Below are 17,900 nucleotides of genomic sequence, written 5' to 3'. Positions count from 1 at the left end.
GTGGCGCTGCGCTTACCCGGCCTACACTATCCCTGCTCTTACAATTGGGTTGCGCTGAAATAATGCTCGGGCTTCGCGATGCGATCCTGCGCCGCGACCACCTGGAGCTCATATTCCTGCATCGTCTTCGTCGCAATCATGATTTCATAAACGGCTGCGGTTACGTGCTCCAGCGCATCGCGCAGGCTTGCGCCCTGCAATAGCTTCACCAGCAGCAAACCGCTGGTCACATCCCCAACCCCGACAGGCTGACGTGTACCGAAATCCACCAGCGGTCGACTGATGTGCCAGGCTTCATCCTTCGTCACCAACAGCATTTCAAAACGGTCCTGGCTCAACCCTGCGCGTGCCAGGTGCTTCACCAGGACAATCTCAGGCCCCTGAGCAATTAGCTCGCGAGAAGCGCTTACAGCCTCTTCTACGCTGTTGACCGGATGCTCGCACAGGATCTCAAGTTCAATCAGATTTGGCGCAATAATATCGCTGGCAGGCAATGCATGACGGACATGAAACTCCGCAACGCCCGGCGCGACGATGCAGCCTTTTTCCGGATGCCCCATCACCGGATCGCAGAAATATTTCGCCGCGGGGTTTGCCGCTTTCACCTGGCGCACAATGCCCAGGATATGCTCCCCCTGCTCCGCCGAACCCAGATAACCGCTCAGTACGGCATCGCAGCGTTTAAGCTGGTCGATATCCGCAATCCCCTGAACGATCTCCGTCAGATGCGACGGCGGCATCACGCAGCCGGTCCATTTACCGTACTGGGTGTGATTCGAGAACTGGACGGTATTGAGGGGCCAGACGTTGGCCCCGAGGCGGCGCATCGGGAATTCCGCAGCGCTGTTGCCAGCATGTCCAAAAACAACGTGGGACTGAATGGCGAGGATGTTCTTCATGTTGTACTTACCAAACCCTGTCAAAACAAAAGGGGCGTGGTTTCCCACGCCCCTGCGTACTTTTAATTACTTCCAGCAGACCAGACAGTAATTTTTCTTACCGCGACGCAGCAGCGTGTAGCGACCATAGAGACGGTCGTTCTCGGTAAAGGTGTATTCCGGATCGGCCTGTTTTTCGCCATTAATGGTGATCGCGTTAGAGGCGATGGTTTTACGCGCCTGACCGCGAGACGGCTGGAGCTCGGAGTCGACCAGCGCCTGCATCAGATCGGCGCCTTTTTCCATCTCCACCATCGGCACGCCATCCTGCGCCAGCTGTTCGAAATCCGCTTCGCTTAAATCGCTCAGGGTCCCGTTGAACAGGCTCGCCGTAATGCGTTTCGCCGCTGCCAAACCTTCTTCACCGTGAACCAGTTTGGTCACTTCGTCGGCCAGCACATACTGGGCGCGCGGTGCTTTACCGCTGTTCTTGTCTTCTTCTTCCAGCGCATTGATTTCTTCGATATCCATAAAGGTGAAGAATTTCAGGAAGCGATAAACGTCGGCATCCGCCGTGTTGATCCAGAACTGGTAGAATTTGTACGGGCTGGTTTTCTTCGGATCAAGCCATACTGCGCCGCCTTCGGTTTTACCAAACTTGGTACCGTCTGCTTTGGTGATCAGCGGCACGGTCAGACCAAACACCTGATTCTGGTGAAGGCGACGGGTCAGATCGATACCGGAGGTGATGTTACCCCACTGATCAGAACCGCCAATTTGCAGCGACACGCCGTGCAGCTTGTTCAGGCAGGCGAAGTCATACCCCTGCAACAGGTTGTAGGAGAACTCGGTGAAAGAGATACCCTGATCGTCACGGTTAAGACGCTGCTTGACCGCTTCTTTGTTAATCATCTGGTTAACAGAGAAGTGTTTGCCGATGTCACGCAGGAACGTCAGCACGTTCATGCCACCAAACCAGTCGTAGTTGTTCGCCGCAATCGCAGCGTTGTCACCACAGTTGAAATCCAGGAACGGTGCAACCTGTTTACGGATCTTATCCACCCACTCCTGCACGGTGTCTTCGGTATTCAGCTTACGCTCAGCGGCTTTGAAACTTGGGTCGCCAATCAGACCAGTCGCACCGCCAACCAGGGCAACAGGCTTATGACCCGCCATCTGGAAGCGTTTCAGGCATAACAATGGAACAAGATGCCCCAAATGCAAGCTGTCAGCGGTGGGATCGAAGCCGCAATAGAGCGCGATCGGGCCTTGCGCCAGTCGCTCTGCTAACGCTTCCTCGTCCGTCACCTGGGCCACCAGGCCCCGCTCTTGCAATTGTTTAATCAAGTTACTGCTTGCCATCAAATTCTCCATGTATAAACGACTGCACCTTTGCCGGTACACGACTTTTCGCCTGATGCGAAAGGACCATAGAATAAAGCGCCAGCGCGGTGTGCGCTAGCGCTTAAATCAACAAATTTTGGGGATTACGGTGCCAGTCGGTCTATTTTCCAGCCACCGTTGTCGCGCTGGTATAAAAAGCGGTCGTGCAGGCGGTGCTCACCGCCCTGCCAGAATTCCATCTGCTCAATGGGGATGCGGAACCCGCCCCAGAAACTCGGCAGCGGCACTTCACCCTGCTGAAACTTCTGTTTGAGTTCGAGGAATTTACTTTCAAGTACGCCGCGGGCCGAGATTCGGCTGGACTGTTTAGAAACCCAGGCGCCAATCTGACTGTCGCGCGGTCGGCTGTGGAAATATTTCACCACTTCGAGCGTAGAGAGGCGCTCTGCCTTGCCGGTAACCATCACCTGGCGCTCAAGCATATGCCACGGGAAGAGCAGGCTAATACGCGGATTATTTTCCAGGTGATGCGCTTTACGACTACCAAGGTTGGTGTAGAACACCAGCCCTTTCTCGTCATAATGCTTAAGAAGAACGATGCGTTGATACGGCTGACCGTTTTCATCAACCGTGGCAACGACCATCGCCGTCGGGTCGGCCAGTTTCGCTTCGCAGGCCTGTTTCAGCCAGCGTTCAAAAAGCACCAGCGGTTCGGCGGGAAGATCCTGGCGGCGCAGACCGCCTTTGGTGTATTCACGGCGCAGATGCGCAATTTGCTGTAGTTCGTCGTTTTCTGACATGGCGTTAGCTGAAAGTGAGGTTGGGTGGCGCTATTGTGCGCGCCCCCTTCAAAAATCTCAACGCTTCGGATTTTCCAGCTGACAATTGTTCAGCACAATGCGGTCTCGCTTATAGACGGTGGCGCTGTCACCTTTTGACCAGAAGACGTAGATCCCATCCGTGTAACGCGCCCCGGAGGCGGACATCCCCTGCTTCAGCGTCAACAACTTATTGTCATAAACAAAGCTGGCTTCCTGGCGAGTGTTGTTCAGCTTCACCGTCAGCGGTTTTTCATCACAACGATATTCCAGCGTATCGGTTTGCATACGCTCAACAAACTGGTTATAGACGCTGCATCCGGTCATAAGAAAAGGTACAGCAATGAGAAGAAGTTTTTTCATGGGCAGATTCCGAAGACTATCCTGGTCCTGGAGGGCCTAACCGCCCTCCTGTTTTTCCCGATTTTACGGGTTATGCTTCCCGCTGAATTTCAGTTAACTCTGATTATGGCGCGGATTTGCCGGGAAAATAGCACCGAGGACGCTCGCCTCTCGCGCACCGGTTACGGAGGGTAAATTCCCGGGCAGACCGGCAACCGTACGCCAGGCAAGCCAGGCGAAGGCCAGCGCTTCCATGTCGTCTCCGCTGATCCCGGCTTCGTCAGTGGTCGTGACTTCGGTGCCCGGCAGCAGGGCGGCGAGGCGTGCCATCAGGAGGGGGTTGCGGCTTCCGCCTCCGCATACCAGCAGACGCTCGCACCCGCCGCTGAGCAACACCTGTTCAGAAATCGACACGGCGGTAAGCTCAGTCAGCGTAGCCTGCACATCCTGAGGCGCAAGGCCGGGGAAGCGTGCCAGATGACGTTCAAGCCAGCCGTAGTTGAAATACTCTCGCCCCGTGCTTTTCGGCGCTGGCAGGGCAAAGAATGGATCGCTTAAAAGGGCTTGCAGCAAGGGAAGGATCACTTTCCCCTGGCTGGCCCACTGCGCGTCTTTGTCGTAGGGTTTACCGTTCTGACGCCAGATCCAGGCATCCATCAGCATATTACCGGGCCCGGTATCGTATCCACGCACGGGCTGCCCGGGAATGAGCATCGACAGGTTGGCAATCCCGCCAATGTTCAGAACCATTCTGCGCTCCACCGGGTGCGCCAGCAGCGCCTGATGAAATGCCGGAACCAGCGGCGCCCCCTGCCCGCCGAGGGCCATATCGCGACGACGGAAATCCCCCACCACCGTCACGCCGGTTTTTGCCACAATCTGGTTATTATCGCCAATTTGCATCGTGTGCGGCGCCTCGCCGACAGGTTCATGCCAGACGGTCTGCCCATGGCAGCCTATTGCCACGACATCCTGCGGATGAAGTCTTTCTTGCTGCATCAGGGCCAATACCGCATCAGCAAACAGCGCCCCCAGACGCACATCCAGTTGGCCCAGTTGGGAAAGCGTCAGCTGTTGCCCCTGGCAGATGCTCAGGATCTCTTCTTTTAACGAGACCGGAATAGGCCAGGTCAGGCTTGCCTGCTGCGCCACCATGTTTTCATCAATGGCGGCCAGAACGACATCCACACCGTCAAGACTGGTACCAGACATCACACCGATATAGCGACCCGATTTCATGCGCTTTCCTTACGTTACATGGGCTAAGTGCAACCACTCCATCATAAATAACGCTGCTTTGCTATCCGGTGATAATATTTTTTAACAATCTCAGACCTGTAGCACAGACGGTTTTTGTTTATGTCCCGTTAAGCCCCGTTCAGGTAAAATTTATCTATTCGGCATGCAAAGATATGAACTGTGGTCAGGAATGCCATATAATTTAGCCATAACGGATGCCCCAACCGGGCGTTTTTTGGTGAACAGGAGAGTCAAATGATTTTACGTGTACTGGGCGTTTCGCTGATTGGTTTAACACTGGCGGGTTGTGTGAACGACAATTCACTCTCCGGCGACGTATATAGTGCTTCTGAAGCTAAACAGGTACAGAACGTGACCTACGGTACTATCGTTAATGCCCGTCCTGTTCAGATTCAGGGTGGTGATGACACGAACGTCGTGGGCGCAATCGGTGGTGCTGTGCTGGGTGGTTTCCTGGGTAACACCATTGGTGGCGGCACCGGTCGCTCTCTGGCTACCGCAGCAGGCGCAGTTGCAGGCGGCGTAGCGGGTCAGGGCGTTCAGGGTGCGATGAACAAAACTCAGGGCGTTGAGCTGGAAATCCGTAAAGACGATGGCAGCACCATTATGGTTGTGCAGAAACAGGGTAATACTCGCTTCTCTGCAGGCCAGCGTGTTGTACTGGCAAGCAACGGTAGCCAGGTCACCGTCTCCCCGCGTTAATATCCCGACGGATGCGGTCCTTTCGGGCCGCATCCATTTACAAAAACTATCATTTTAAAAAATGTATTTATAAAAATACATTCACACGGCGTATAATTAATTCCCTCTGATATTGTTCCTGCTCAAAGTATTTTTTATTTCCCTCCTTTAGACTCGTCTGATTCTCTTTTTCCTCTTTTTAATTTTTTAACATTCTATGCTTGCGAACTGTCGATTTGTAATGAACCGCTTTGTGGCCTTTGCACTTGGGTGCATTTTTATCATTGCCGTGTTACAAGGTTGTTTTATAAAACTTGTTGAATGGGTTCCTTCATTCTCTCCGCTATTTTTCCCTACGCTCACTATTTTTCTTCTGGTATTCCATCTGTTTATCGCCTGTTTTATGGCAATGAAATACTGGTGTGATAAAAAACGGCTATATCTCGTTCCGATTGCGTCAGCCTTTGCCGGTTCAGCACTGCTGATGGTGGGTACGCTATCCAGTTTTCCAGGTTGGCTGGATCTCTATCAGTTCAACGAGGCGAACTATAATGACGCGATGATCTTTTATATGTTCCGACACCTCTTAATGGCGGTGCTCATGATGGCCTCAGCCTTACTTTATACGCTTCGCGTTTCCCCCCTTTCACGAAGCACCCACATCGGTATTGTTGTCGGATCGGCTCTCTTTACGGGCTGCATGCTTTGGCTGGCGTGGTTCTATTCCAGCCATTCCACGACGTTAACCCTGGATCTTGTGGATAATGAAACCCGGCAGTTCATGATTCTCTGGAGCCAGACCATCAACATCATTTTGGTCATTCTTTGGGTCGTCACATTAATCACCCTGATGGTCGTGACCCGGATAAGAAATTTGTTCTGGGCGGGCGGCAATTTTTTATGCGTCTGTTATGTCGTCACGCTGTTAATGCTGTTGTTAGGTGGATACGTAGAAGATGTATCATGGTACCGCGCCCGGTTATTCGAAACTGTCGCGACATTAATGATTATTTTCATTTTGCTTTCCGACGTCTTTAATTTGTATCGTGACTCGCACGTCAAATACCAGCAGTCATATCAAAATTCAATCCGCGACCCGCTTACCCGTCTTTATAATCGCAGCTATTTTTATGATTCATTAAACTACGCCCTCAGCACTGCAACGGAGGCACACCCGGTATCGGTGGTAGTAAGCGACCTTGACCGTTTCAAACGTATCAACGACTGTTACGGGCATTTGCAGGGCGATAAGGTATTACAGTTCGTCTCTAATCTGCTGACTGATTCCGTGCGCCCCCAGGATATCGCGGCCCGAATCGGTGGTGAAGAGTTTGTGTTGATGCTGACAAATACCCCTTCAGACGCCGCGCGGCAGGTGGCCGAGCGCATTCGCCTCAAGCTGAGCGGGTTTGATAAAGCCAGCAGCGGCGGTCATCTGCCGGAACCCATTACCATCAGCATGGGCGTATTCACCGCAACCTCGCCGGAAACCAGTGCGGAAACCTGCGTGGAGAGCGCGGATAAAGCCATGTATGAGGCAAAAGAGACAGGGCGCAACCGGGTGGTGGTGTTCAGATAATAAGAAAGGCCTTGATTTCGCAAGGCCTTTACGTTCGGTCAGTCGCGAGACTGCAGATCGTGGATGTTCTGCTCAAGACGGGCGATGAGTCCTATCAGCATCTCCAGCTCAGCGGGGGAAATACCTTCAAGGATCTCCCCACGCGTTTTACTGATGACGGCTTCCATCTCAGTAATAATCGGCGCCGCTTTTTCCGTCAATTTGATCCGCTTGGCGCGACGGTCGCTGGCGCAGGTTTGTCGGGAGATAAGTCCCTTCTCTTCCAGTTGGTCAAGAGTGCGCACCAGTGACGGCTGCTCAATGCCAATCGCTTTTGCCAGTTGGATCTGTGACTGGTCGGGCGGGAGCTGATGAATGTTATGCAGCGTAACCCAGTGCGTCTGCGTGAGTTCCAGAGGTTTCAGGCGATGGTCAATCAGAGCACGCCAGATGCGTACCAACCTTGCCAGATCAGAACCTAATGGCGATTCCAATTTCATCTCCTTATAATTAGCTTGCTAAGTGATTATAGTGATTTTAGTGATTTTAGAATAGTTTGCAGTATTTGTATTGCCAAAACAAATGCAATCACGGTATTCATCATTCCTGAAAGGATGATTTACACTGAACGGTAATGCGCCATCGCATTGAAATATGCCATTGTGGCCCTCACCCCACTGCAAAGGATCACTGCTTGTGACGTTCTTTTCCCTCTCCGCAGGGTTGCCCCTCCAGGATCTGATTGTCGGCGCATCGGTCTACTTTCCGCCACTGTTTAAAGCCGTGATGGTCGGTTTTGTGATCTGGCTCATTGCGCATCGTCTGCTGCGCGACTGGATGTATTCCGGTGAAATCTGGCACCCGATGTTAATGGATCTCTCCCTGTTTACCCTTTCCGTCTGTCTTGGCCTTGCCGTGTTAACCGTGTGGTGAGAATAGCATTGAAAACGTTAAAATATTTTTCCACTCTTTTCGTTTTAGCGCTGGCGCTTATGGCCGGCTGGTGGCTCTGGAATTATTACATGCAGTCGCCCTGGACGCGTGACGGCAAGATCCGCGCAGAACAGGTCAGCATCACGCCACAGGTGTCCGGCAGTATCAGCGCGCTGCTGGTGAAGGACAACCAGTTCGTTCATGCGGGCGATGTGTTATTCCGCATCGATGAGACCCCTTTCCACATTGCGGTGCTCAATGCCCAGGCGCAGCTCGCAAAAGCTCAATCAGATCTGGCAAAAGCCAATAACGAAGCCGAACGTCGCCGACATCTGTCGAGGAATTACATCTCTGCGGAAGATCTCGATACCGCCAATATCAATGTAAAAGCCATGCAGGCCAGCCTGAAGGTTGCAGAGGCAACGCTGAAACAGGCCGAGTGGCAACTGACCCAGACCGTTGTCAAAGCTCCGGTGGATGGATGGATCACGAGCCTGTCGACCCGTGTGGGGGATTACGCCACCACAGGCCAGCCGGTCTTTGCCCTGGTAGATAGCCACTCTTTCTATGTTGTAGGTTATTTTGAAGAGACCAAGCTGCGGCATATCCGCGAGGGTGCGCCTGCCCGGATCACGCTTTACAGCGGTGCAGAAAAGTTACAGGGTCACGTTAGTAGCATAGGTCGGGCAATTTACGATCAGAGCGTGGAAACCGATTCTGGTCTGGTGCCTGACATCAAACCCAACGTACCGTGGGTGCGTCTGGCTCAGCGGGTGCCTGTTCGCGTCGAGTTAGAGCAACTGCCGAAAGACATTACTCTGGTCTCTGGCACAACCTGCACCGTCGCCATCGGATCGCGATGATGAACCTGGGAGCTTTCTCCTGGCGCAATACGCCGTGGATAAAAGCGACACGGCCGCAGTGGCGTTACGCGCTGCGTAACGGCATCGCCATGTGCCTTGCGCTTACGGTTGCCTATTATCTGAATCTGGATGAGCCTTACTGGGCGATGACCTCTGCGGCGGTCGTCAGCTTCCCTACCGTCGGGGGCGTTATCAGTAAAAGCCTCGGGCGCGTGGCGGGTAGCCTGCTGGGTGCGACCGCTGCACTGCTTCTTGCCGGCCATACCCTGAACGATCCCTGGCTCTTTCTGTTAAGCATGTCGGCATGGCTGGGGCTGTGCACCTGGGCCTGCGCCCATTTTACCAACAACGTTGCGTACGCGTTTCAACTGGCAGGTTACACCGCAGCCATTATCGCCTTTCCGGTCGTCAACGTGCTGGATACCACCGAGCTATGGGACATCGCCCAGGCACGCGTATGTGAAGTGATGGTCGGCATTCTGTGCGGCGGCGTCATGATGATGATCCTGCCCAGCACCTCGGATGGCACTACGCTTATCACCGCCCTTAAAACGATGCACGCGCGTTTGCTGGAACATGCCAGCCTGCTCTGGCAGCCTGATAGCAGCGATAACATCCGTCTAGCACACGAAAAGGTCATCGGCCAGATCCTGACCATGAACCTGTTACGCATCCAGGCATTCTGGAGCCACTACCGTTTTCGTCGCCAGAACACGCTCCTGAACTATTTACTGCACCAGCAATTGCGGATGACGAGTGCGATCTCGAGCCTTCGCCGGATGTTGCTGAACTGGCCTGCGCCGCCAGCCCATACCCGGGAAGTTATCGAGGCGCTGCTCGCCGCCCTTGCGCGTCCGGATGCCGATATCTATACCGTGGCCCGCATTATCGCGCCGCTCGCCCCAACGGATGAATATGATTACCGGCACCGCGCCTTCTGGCAGCGTCTGAACTATTTCTGCCGCCTGTATCTGCGCAGCAGCCGCTGGTTAAAAGCCGTCGAAAATGCCACGCCCGTCACCGAATTTTCCGTTCCCGGTAGCCCAGCTCTGGCGCGCCATACCGACGCAATGGAGGCGCTGTGGAGCGGTTTTCGTACGTTTTGCGCGTTGACGGCCGTGGGCGCATGGGCCATCACCACCCAATGGGATGCGGGCAGTGCAGCCCTGACGCTTGCGGCAATCAGCTGCGTGCTCTATTCCGTCGCCGCTTCCCCGTTTAATTCCCTGACGCTTCTGCTGCGTACGCTGGTACTGCTGTCGCTGTTCAGCTTCGTGGTGAAATTTGGTTTGATGGTGCAGATAACCGACCTCTGGCAATTTCTGCTGTTTCTCTTCCCGCTGTTAACCACCATGCAGTTGCTCAAACTGCAAATGCCAAAACTGGCCGGTCTGTGGGGGCAGTTGATTGTTTTTATGGGCTCATTTATCTCTGTAACGAATCCTCCGGTTTACGATTACGCTGATTTTCTCAACGATAACCTGGCGAAGATCCTCGGCGTGGGGCTGGCGTGGCTGGCTTTCGCCGTGCTACGCCCGGGCTCGGATGCGCGTAAAAGCCGCAGGCATATTCGTGAGCTGCGCAGGGGTTTTGTCGATCAACTGAGTCGCAGCCCGCATCTGCGTGAAAGCGAGTATGAATCGCTGGTTTACCATCATGTCAGCCAGCTGAACAACAGCCAGGATTCCCTCTCCCGTCGCTGGCTACTGCGCTGGGGCGTGGTGCTGCTGAACTGTTCGCACGTGGTGTGGCAGCTGCGTGCCTGGGAGACGCGTTCCGACCCGCTTTCGCAGGTCCGCGATAATTGTATTTCCATGCTTCGCGATGTGATGAGCGAGCGCGGAGTTCAGCAACGCCCCCTGAGCGTCACGCTCGCCGAGCTTCAGCGTATTTGCGACGCTCTGGCGCACCACCATCAGCCTGCGGCCCGCGATCTGGCGTCCATTATCTGGCGGCTGCACTGCTCCCTGTCACAGCTTGAACAGGCGCCGCCACCCGGAACAATTGGCGATCAGATCACGCCGCAGGCATAGCGCGCCCCGCCGCCGCCAAGCGGTTTAGGTTGATCGGACATGTTATCGCCGCCCACATGGACCATCAGCGCCTTGCCTTTGACCTCGTCAATCTTTTTCAGCCGGGGCGCAACAACCGGATCGGTGGCTTTACCGTCGTTATTCACCACCAGCACCGGCAGATCGCCGAGGTGCCCCATACCTTCCGGGCCTTCATGCTTACCAGAGTTGTGCGGATCCAGATGCCCCCCAGCGGCCTCAGCGGCTGAAGGTTTCCCCTCTTTCATTGCAGGTTGACAGCTGCCTTTGGCATGAACGTGAAAACCATGTTCACCGGGTGGAAGGGCCTTGAGATCGGGAGCAAATTCCAGCCCTTTATCGGTTTCGGTGATTTTCACCGTCCCGATGGACTGGCCTACTCCCTGAGAAGTGACGAGATTCATTTCAACTTCTTCGCTGGCTGCCTGCGCTCCTGCGCAAACAACCAGCGTGACCACTGCCAGAGCAAAACGCTTCATATGACCTCCACGGGTTATTTTTTGCACCTTAAGTCTATACCAGAGGCGCAGATTTCACCGGAAAGTCAGACTCCACGCACTCAGGGTACGTCGTAGCCCAGAGCCGCCTTGCGGATGCGGAACCACTGCTGACGCGACATATCCAGCTCTTCAGCCACCAGCGCAGCGCGGACGCGCTCAATTTTGCCGGAGCCGATAATCGGCAGCGGTTTAGACGGCAGGCGCAGGATCCAGGCGTAAACCACCTGCTCAATACTCTCCGCATTCAGTTCGCGGGCCACCGTTTCAAGCTCGTTACGCAGCGGCTGGAAGGCCTCATCGTTAAACAGGCGGCCGCCTCCCAGGCAGGACCATGCCATTGGACGGATGCGCAGCTGTTGCAATTGGTCGAGCGTGCCATCCAGCAGCAGCGGCTGATGAACAGGCGAAATCTCCACCTGATTCGTCGCCAGCGTAAACGGCAGGCGAGACTGCAATAGCGCAAACTGTGCCGGGGTGAAGTTAGACACGCCAAAATGACGCACTTTGCCGCTCTGGTGTAGCGTCAGGAACGCTTCCGCAACCTCATCCGCATCCATCAATGGATCGGGACGGTGGATCAGCAGCAGGTCGATACGATCGGTGGCCAGGTTGACCAGTGACTGCTCAGCGCTTTTAACGATATGCGCGCTGTCAGTGATGTAATGCCCAAGTGCATGCTCCGGTTTTGCTGTGGTGGCAATACCGCATTTGGTCACAATCTCCATACGTTCACGCAGCGCTGGCGCACGCTTCAGCGCTTCGCCAAAAGCGGCCTCGCACTGATAGCCACCATAAATATCAGCGTGATCGACGGTGGTGATCCCGAGATCGAGATGCTCTTCTATAAAGTCCGCCAGCTGGACCGGAGACATATTCCAGTCCATAAGGCGCCAGTAGCCCATAACGAATCGGGAGAATTCCGGGCCCTGCGGGGCAAGGGTAATACGCTGAACCATAACATTTTCCTCAAGGAAGTCATGTCACCAGTATACGCAATTACCCTGCTAAAACAGTGAAGGTTGCTGAGGTTCTTCGGTTTCAACCGCTTTGTTTGCACGAATTTTGCGCAGCAGACGTTGTCGGCAGAGCCGTAAGACCTCCTGCTTTTGCGCGTCGCTGAAATTTTGCCAGTTAAAACGTTCATCGCGTGTGCGCATGCAGCCACGGCAGTATCCTCGTTCATCAACCTGGCAAATACCCCGGCACGGGCTCTGGACAGGGAAAAATTCCAGTTGCTCTGCCACACCTACCTCCAGAACGTCATTATTCCCTACAGTGAAGACCCTAAATGGCCTGCATGCAAGGAGTGTCCGTCACAAACAGGGCATTAAGGTTTCGCTAATCTTCCCTTCTTATACTCGCCGCATTGATATAACGAATGGTCTGGTCATCATGTGGCTCACTAAAAAGTTACACTGTAACGATACGAAATTTACCCTCGCCTGTGCGCTTTTCTTCACCGTGTTCAATGCGCTGTTTATCCAGCGCAGCTGGTCAATCATCGCACCTGCCCGTCTGCACGACGTGCTTTTTGCCGCCAGTGTGCCGCTGGTTCTGTTCTGCGGCTGGGTCATTGTTTTTAGCCTGCTGAATATTCCCTTTATTCGCAAGCCGCTCATGATTGCCCTGACCATAGGATGCGCCGCCGCGACCTGGTTTATGTACACCTATGGCGCGGTTATCGATCAGAACATGATTGTGAACGTGTTTGAGACTAACTCCCAGGAAGCGACAGCCCTGGTAACGCCGCAGCTGATCCTGTGGCTGGCCGTCGCGGGTCTGGTCCCTTCCGTCATCTTAGCCCTGACGCGCATTCGAACCGGAAAATGGTGGTATGCCCTGCTAACACGTTTCGCCGCTATACTCGGTGCGCTGCTGGTGATCATTCTCGTCGCGGCAGTGTTCTATAAAGACTATGCTTCGCTGTTCCGCAATAACAAAAGCATCGTCAAAATGGTCACTCCGGCGAACTACGTGAGCGCCGTTGTGAAGTACAGCAAAATGCGCTGGTTTGCCGGCGACCAGACGCTGGTCCGCATTGGCGAGGATGCCCATAAAGGGGCGCTGATTTCCGGCCAACGTAAGAAAACCGTGCTGGTTTTGGTGGTGGGCGAAGCCTCCCGCGCTGCAAACTATTCGTTAAATGGTTACCCCCGTGAAACCAACCCCGAGCTGAAAAAGCGGGATGTCATCAACTTCCCACAGGCCTCCTCCTGTGGCACGGAAACCGCCGTTTCCGTCCCCTGCATGTTCTCCGGCATGACGCGAAAAAAATATGACGCGGACCTCGCCCATCATCAGGAAGGACTGCTCGATGTGCTTAACCACGCCGGGTTCAACCTGCTGTGGCGCGACAATGACGGCGGGTGTAAAGGTGCCTGCGACCGCGTGCCGCACACGGATATGACCCAGTGGAAACTGGATCAGTTCTGTAAGGACAAATCCTGTATCGATGACGTCAACCTGTACCGCCTGGACAACGTGCTGGACGGAATAAAGCAGGATACCGTACTGGTGATACACCTGATGGGCAGCCACGGTCCGGCTTATTACAACCGTTACCCGGACCGCTTCCGGAAATTCACCCCAACCTGCGATACCAATGAAATTCAGGATTGCGATCATCAGTCGCTGATCAATACCTATGACAACTCGATTCTGTATACCGATAGCGTGCTCAGCCGAACCATCGACGCGCTAAAAGCCCGGAAGGCCAGTATGAACACAGCGCTCATTTACCTCTCCGATCACGGCGAATCGCTGGGCGAAAGCGGAATTTACCTGCACGGTACGCCGTATATGCTGGCCCCGGAGCAGCAAACGCATATTCCGTTTATGTTCTGGCTCTCCCCGGACTATGCGAAAAACTTCGGCGTAAACACGGATTGCCTGCGTAACCATGCTGCAAAAGAGGCAGTTTCACAGGACAATTTGTTTGCCACGGTTCTGGGCATGATGGACGTGAAATCAGTGGTTTATCAGCCGCAGCTGGATATTTTGTCGCAATGTCGTCGCTAAGCGGGCTTGCATTAGACCGAACGGTCTATTAGAGTAAGGGCATGAGCAGACATACAGAACACGATACACGAGAACATTTGCTGGCTACCGGCGAGCGCCTTTGCATGCATCGCGGGTTTATCGGTATGGGGCTGAGCGAGTTATTAAAAACCGCTGAAGTGCCTAAGGGATCGTTTTATCACTATTTTCGATCCAAAGAGGCGTTTGGCGTAGCCATGCTGGAGCGGCACTACGCCAGCTACCATCAGCGCCTGGCAGCCCACTTCGCCAGCGGCGAAGGTGACTACCGGGATCGTGTTCTGAACTACTATCAGGAAACGCTGACGCAGTTCTGTCAGCAGGGCATCATCAGCGGGTGCCTGACGGTAAAACTGTCTGCCGAAGTGTGCGATCTCTCCGAAGATATGCGCACCGCCATGGATAAAGGGGCCAGCGGCGTAATCGCTCTGCTGGCTCAGGCGCTGGAAAAAGGCCGCGATGAAACAACGCTCTCCTTCTCCGGTGAACCGCTCACGCAGGCGCAGGTGCTCTATTCCCTCTGGTTAGGCGCCAACCTGCAGGCAAAAATGTCTCGCAGCGCCGTGCCGCTCGAAAGCGCGCTGGCGCATGTGAAAAACTGTATTACCGCGCCTGGCGTGTAGCCGGCGTTTTTATTTACCCTTTTACTAGTCGACTGGTCTACTCAGGAGCCATTATGTCCGCTGAAAAGCTATTTACCCCACTGAAAGTGGGTGCCGTTACTGCCCCAAACCGCGTGTTTATGGCCCCACTTACCCGTCTGCGCAGCATCGAGCCGGGAGATATCCCAACGCCATTGATGGGTGAGTATTACCGTCAGCGCGCCAGCTCGGGCCTGATTATTTCCGAAGCCACGCAGGTTTCTGCCCAGGCTAAAGGCTACGCCGGTGCGCCGGGTCTGCACAGCCCGGAACAGATCGCCGCGTGGAAAAAAATCACCGCAGGCGTTCATGCTGAAGATGGCCGTATTGCGGTTCAGCTGTGGCACACCGGTCGTATCTCGCACAGCAGCATCCAGCCTGGCGGTCAGGCGCCCGTTTCTGCCTCTGCCCTGAATGCGAATACCCGCACTTCCCTGCGCGATGAAAACGGTAATGCTATTCGCGTCGACACCACCACGCCACGCGCGCTTGAGCTGGACGAGATCCCGGGTATCGTGAATGATTTCCGTCAGGCCGTCGCCAACGCCCGTGAAGCGGGCTTCGACCTGGTTGAGCTGCACTCTGCGCACGGCTACCTGCTGCACCAGTTCCTGTCACCGTCTTCCAATCAGCGTACCGACCAGTACGGCGGCAGCGTTGAAAACCGCGCGCGTCTGGTGCTTGAAGTGGTAGATGCCGTGTGTAATGAGTGGAGCGCAGATCGCATTGGTATTCGAGTTTCCCCAATTGGTACCTTCCAGAACGTCGACAACGGTCCGAACGAAGAAGCGGATGCGCTGTATCTGATTGAAGAGCTGGCTAAACGCGGTATCGCGTATCTGCACATGTCCGAGCCGGACTGGGCAGGCGGCAAACCCTACAGCGAAGCCTTCCGACAGAAAGTTCGCGAGCGCTTCCACGGCGTGATTATCGGGGCGGGCGCTTATACGGCAGAGAAAGCCGAGGATCTGATCGGTAAAGGTTTAATCGACGCCGTGGCCTTTGGCCGCGATTACATTGCGAACCCGGATCTGGTTGCCCGTTTGCAGAAGAAAGCCGAACTGAACCCGCAGCGCCCTGAAAGCTTCTATGGCGGCGGCGCGGAAGGTTATACCGACTACCCTTCACTGTAATCCCGCTTTGTACATTGATAGCGGCGACCTTTCGCCGCTATACTAAAACATCGTTTCTGTTCAAAAAGATAATCCATTCCACTGGTTAATGAGGAAATTATGCGCCTACTTCACACCATGCTGCGCGTTGGCGACCTGCAACGTTCCATCGATTTCTACACTAACGTTCTGGGCATGAAGCTGCTGCGCACCAGCGAAAATCCGGAATATAAATACTCTCTGGCGTTTGTCGGTTACGGCCCGGAATCTGAAGAAGCGGTCATCGAGCTGACCTACAACTGGGGCGTGGACAGCTACGAGCTGGGTACGGCTTACGGCCACATCGCGCTGGAAGTGGATAATGCGGCTGAAGCCTGCGAACGTATCCGCAGCAATGGCGGTAACGTCACCCGTGAAGCCGGTCCGGTTAAAGGCGGCACCACCGTGATTGCGTTTGTTGAAGATCCGGACGGGTATAAAATCGAACTGATCGAAGCTAAAGACGCTGGTCGCGGTCTGGGCAATTGATCCCGCAGGGCGCACTATGCGCCCGTTGTTTTGCTGCATCCCCTCTCAAAATTTGCCATAATGCGCACTGCTTTTTCCCCCTTGTAAGAGACCCTGATGTCCGATAACGCTCAATTTACCGGTCTGTGCGACCGTTTTCGTGGTTTTTATCCCGTTGTCATTGATGTAGAAACAGCCGGATTTAACGCTAAAACCGATGCGCTGCTTGAAATTGCCGCCATCACGCTGAAGATGGATGAACAGGGCTGGCTTGTACCGGACACCACGCTGCATTTCCACGTTGAACCCTTTGAAGGCGCAAACTTACAGCCAGAGGCGCTGGCCTTTAACGGTATCGATCCGACAAACCCGCTGCGCGGGGCGGTAAGCGAATACGAGGCGCTGCACGCCATTTTCAAAATGGTGCGCAAAGGCATGAAAGAGAATGACTGTAGCCGCGCCATCATGGTGGCCCACAACGCTACGTTCGATCACAGCTTCACCATGGCTGCCGCCGAGCGCGCCTCGCTAAAGCGTAATCCATTCCATCCGTTTGTGACCTTCGACACCGCCGCGCTGAGCGGCCTGGCGCTGGGGCAAACCGTGCTCTCTAAAGCCTGCATCACGGCGGGTATTGCGTTTGACGGCACTCAGGCGCATTCCGCGTTATACGATACCGAGCGTACGGCGGAGCTGTTCTGTGAGATCGTCAACCGCTGGAAACGTCTGGGTGGCTGGCCGCTGCCGATGGGCGACGAGGCCGATCTTCAATCGTAGACTGGGTAATCAACAGCCCCACAGGACAAAAAAAAGCGACCAACATAATGTGGTCGCTTTTTTATATCCGCAGAAAACTTATTCTGCGTCCGGCTCTTCGGTTTTATACTTCGCCGCAGTCTCTTTGATCAGCTGTTGCAGTTCGCCGCGCTGATACATTTCAATCAGAATATCACAGCCGCCAACCAGTTCACCGTCAACCCACAGCTGTGGGAAGGTCGGCCAGTTTGCGTATTTTGGCAGCTCAGCGCGGATGTCCGGGTTTTGCAGGATATCAACGTAAGCAAAACGCTCACCACAGGCGGACAGCGCCTGAACCGCTTGCGCGGAGAAGCCGCAGCTTGGCAGCTTCGGAGAACCTTTCATGTACAGGAGAATCGGGTTTTCAGCGATCTGGCGCTGAATTTTTTCAATAGTGGTGCTCATGTCTTGCTTCCTTTAACTTCTGTTACGGCATCAGTCTGACATTGTAGCGGGTCAGGCCGACATCGGAAAATAACATTTTTGTCACGTCTCATTATTTTATCCGCTATCGCGTAAAGTTGCATTGATAATGACGTTTAAGGCTGCGCGCCGTGCGGTTTTGCTTAAGGAGCGAA

At 54.4% G+C, this 17,900-nt stretch carries 20 protein-coding genes; 10 read left to right on the top strand and 10 right to left on the bottom strand.

What is annotated here, in order from left to right; all coding sequences use genetic code 11:
* Positions 1-38 precede the first annotated feature (38 nt).
* From pdxY to anmK, 5 genes are all read right to left on the bottom strand, one after another.
* Positions 39-899 (bottom strand): pyridoxal kinase PdxY, encoded by an 861-nt coding sequence (gene pdxY, locus HWQ15_RS17910; protein WP_063149324.1) that lies wholly within the window; start codon positions 897-899, stop codon positions 39-41.
* A 66-nt stretch (positions 900-965) separates the two neighbouring features.
* On the bottom strand, positions 966-2,240 hold the full coding sequence (tyrS, locus tag HWQ15_RS17905) for a tyrosine--tRNA ligase (protein WP_022647913.1): 1,275 nt from the start codon (positions 2,238-2,240) through the stop codon (positions 966-968).
* A 125-nt stretch (positions 2,241-2,365) separates the two neighbouring features.
* Positions 2,366-3,022, bottom strand: a complete 657-nt coding sequence (pdxH, locus tag HWQ15_RS17900) for a pyridoxamine 5'-phosphate oxidase (protein WP_023299958.1) — start codon at positions 3,020-3,022, stop codon at positions 2,366-2,368.
* 57 nt (positions 3,023-3,079) lie between these two features.
* Positions 3,080-3,403, bottom strand: coding sequence for a C-type lysozyme inhibitor (gene mliC / locus HWQ15_RS17895; RefSeq protein WP_022647912.1), 324 nt, complete (start codon positions 3,401-3,403; stop codon positions 3,080-3,082).
* Between the two features lie 93 nt (positions 3,404-3,496).
* Positions 3,497-4,621, bottom strand: coding sequence for an anhydro-N-acetylmuramic acid kinase (gene anmK, locus HWQ15_RS17890; protein WP_032624364.1), 1,125 nt, complete (start codon positions 4,619-4,621; stop codon positions 3,497-3,499).
* Positions 4,622-4,876: 255 nt separating this feature from the next.
* On the opposite strand from anmK, the gene slyB reads away from it, so the two are divergent.
* Complete coding sequence (slyB, locus tag HWQ15_RS17885) at positions 4,877-5,344, top strand: outer membrane lipoprotein SlyB (protein ID WP_022647910.1); 468 nt, start codon at positions 4,877-4,879, stop codon at positions 5,342-5,344.
* A 196-nt stretch (positions 5,345-5,540) separates the two neighbouring features.
* Positions 5,541-6,902: a GGDEF domain-containing protein gene (locus tag HWQ15_RS17880; protein WP_038415948.1), complete on the top strand. Its 1,362-nt coding sequence runs from the start codon at positions 5,541-5,543 to the stop codon at positions 6,900-6,902.
* Positions 6,903-6,940: 38 nt separating this feature from the next.
* Here HWQ15_RS17880 and slyA read toward each other — a convergent pair whose 3' ends face one another.
* Complete coding sequence (gene slyA / locus HWQ15_RS17875; RefSeq protein WP_032623345.1) at positions 6,941-7,381, bottom strand: transcriptional regulator SlyA; 441 nt, start codon at positions 7,379-7,381, stop codon at positions 6,941-6,943.
* A gap of 196 nt (positions 7,382-7,577) precedes the next feature.
* Between slyA and HWQ15_RS17870 the strand changes: the two genes are divergently transcribed.
* The 3 genes from HWQ15_RS17870 to HWQ15_RS17860 are packed head-to-tail and all read left to right on the top strand — an operon-like array spanning position 7,578 to position 10,710.
* A complete protein-coding gene (locus HWQ15_RS17870; protein WP_022647907.1) occupies positions 7,578-7,814 on the top strand; it encodes a DUF1656 domain-containing protein in 237 nt (78 codons plus the stop codon).
* A gap of 2 nt (positions 7,815-7,816) precedes the next feature.
* Positions 7,817-8,677, top strand: a complete 861-nt coding sequence (locus HWQ15_RS17865; protein WP_038417029.1) for an HlyD family secretion protein — start codon at positions 7,817-7,819, stop codon at positions 8,675-8,677.
* The gene (locus tag HWQ15_RS17860; protein WP_032677351.1) at positions 8,677-10,710 is read left to right on the top strand and encodes an FUSC family protein; all 2,034 of its coding nucleotides are present in this window, start codon (positions 8,677-8,679) and stop codon (positions 10,708-10,710) included. The genes HWQ15_RS17865 and HWQ15_RS17860 overlap by 1 nt, the downstream gene beginning before the upstream one ends.
* Here HWQ15_RS17860 and sodC read toward each other — a convergent pair.
* From sodC to HWQ15_RS17845, 3 genes are all read right to left on the bottom strand, one after another.
* Positions 10,689-11,207, bottom strand: coding sequence for a superoxide dismutase [Cu-Zn] SodC (sodC, locus tag HWQ15_RS17855; RefSeq protein WP_022647904.1), 519 nt, complete (start codon positions 11,205-11,207; stop codon positions 10,689-10,691). The genes HWQ15_RS17860 and sodC overlap by 22 nt on opposite strands.
* 80 nt (positions 11,208-11,287) lie before the next feature.
* Positions 11,288-12,184 (bottom strand): aldo/keto reductase family oxidoreductase, encoded by an 897-nt coding sequence (locus tag HWQ15_RS17850; RefSeq protein ID WP_023299952.1) that lies wholly within the window; start codon positions 12,182-12,184, stop codon positions 11,288-11,290.
* A gap of 48 nt (positions 12,185-12,232) precedes the next feature.
* Positions 12,233-12,472, bottom strand: coding sequence for a DUF1289 domain-containing protein (locus HWQ15_RS17845; protein WP_023299951.1), 240 nt, complete (start codon positions 12,470-12,472; stop codon positions 12,233-12,235).
* 148 nt (positions 12,473-12,620) lie between these two features.
* Here HWQ15_RS17845 and eptA point away from each other — a divergent pair, with 148 nt between their 5' ends.
* The 5 genes from eptA to rnt all read left to right on the top strand — a co-directional run bounded on the left by eptA (position 12,621) and on the right by rnt (position 17,301).
* A complete protein-coding gene (gene eptA / locus HWQ15_RS17840; protein WP_063149322.1) occupies positions 12,621-14,246 on the top strand; it encodes a phosphoethanolamine transferase EptA in 1,626 nt (541 codons plus the stop codon).
* A 41-nt stretch (positions 14,247-14,287) separates the two neighbouring features.
* On the top strand, positions 14,288-14,887 hold the full coding sequence (locus tag HWQ15_RS17835) for a TetR/AcrR family transcriptional regulator (protein WP_063149321.1): 600 nt from the start codon (positions 14,288-14,290) through the stop codon (positions 14,885-14,887).
* Positions 14,888-14,940: 53 nt separating this feature from the next.
* Complete coding sequence (locus tag HWQ15_RS17830) at positions 14,941-16,038, top strand: alkene reductase (RefSeq protein ID WP_063149320.1); 1,098 nt, start codon at positions 14,941-14,943, stop codon at positions 16,036-16,038.
* A 99-nt stretch (positions 16,039-16,137) separates the two neighbouring features.
* Positions 16,138-16,545, top strand: a complete 408-nt coding sequence (gene gloA, locus HWQ15_RS17825) for a lactoylglutathione lyase (RefSeq protein WP_022647898.1) — start codon at positions 16,138-16,140, stop codon at positions 16,543-16,545.
* A 96-nt stretch (positions 16,546-16,641) separates the two neighbouring features.
* Positions 16,642-17,301 (top strand): ribonuclease T, encoded by a 660-nt coding sequence (rnt, locus tag HWQ15_RS17820; protein ID WP_003857625.1) that lies wholly within the window; start codon positions 16,642-16,644, stop codon positions 17,299-17,301.
* Positions 17,302-17,379: 78 nt separating this feature from the next.
* On the opposite strand, the gene grxD is transcribed toward rnt, so the two are convergent.
* Complete coding sequence (gene grxD, locus HWQ15_RS17815) at positions 17,380-17,727, bottom strand: monothiol glutaredoxin 4 (RefSeq protein WP_003832760.1); 348 nt, start codon at positions 17,725-17,727, stop codon at positions 17,380-17,382.
* Between the last annotated feature and the right edge of the window lie 173 nt (positions 17,728-17,900).

The sequence above is a fragment of the Enterobacter sp. DSM 30060 genome (assembly GCF_013375955.1).
GTDB lineage: Bacteria > Pseudomonadota > Gammaproteobacteria > Enterobacterales > Enterobacteriaceae > Enterobacter > Enterobacter intestinihominis.
This window is presented reverse-complemented; position numbering and strand designations above follow the sequence as displayed.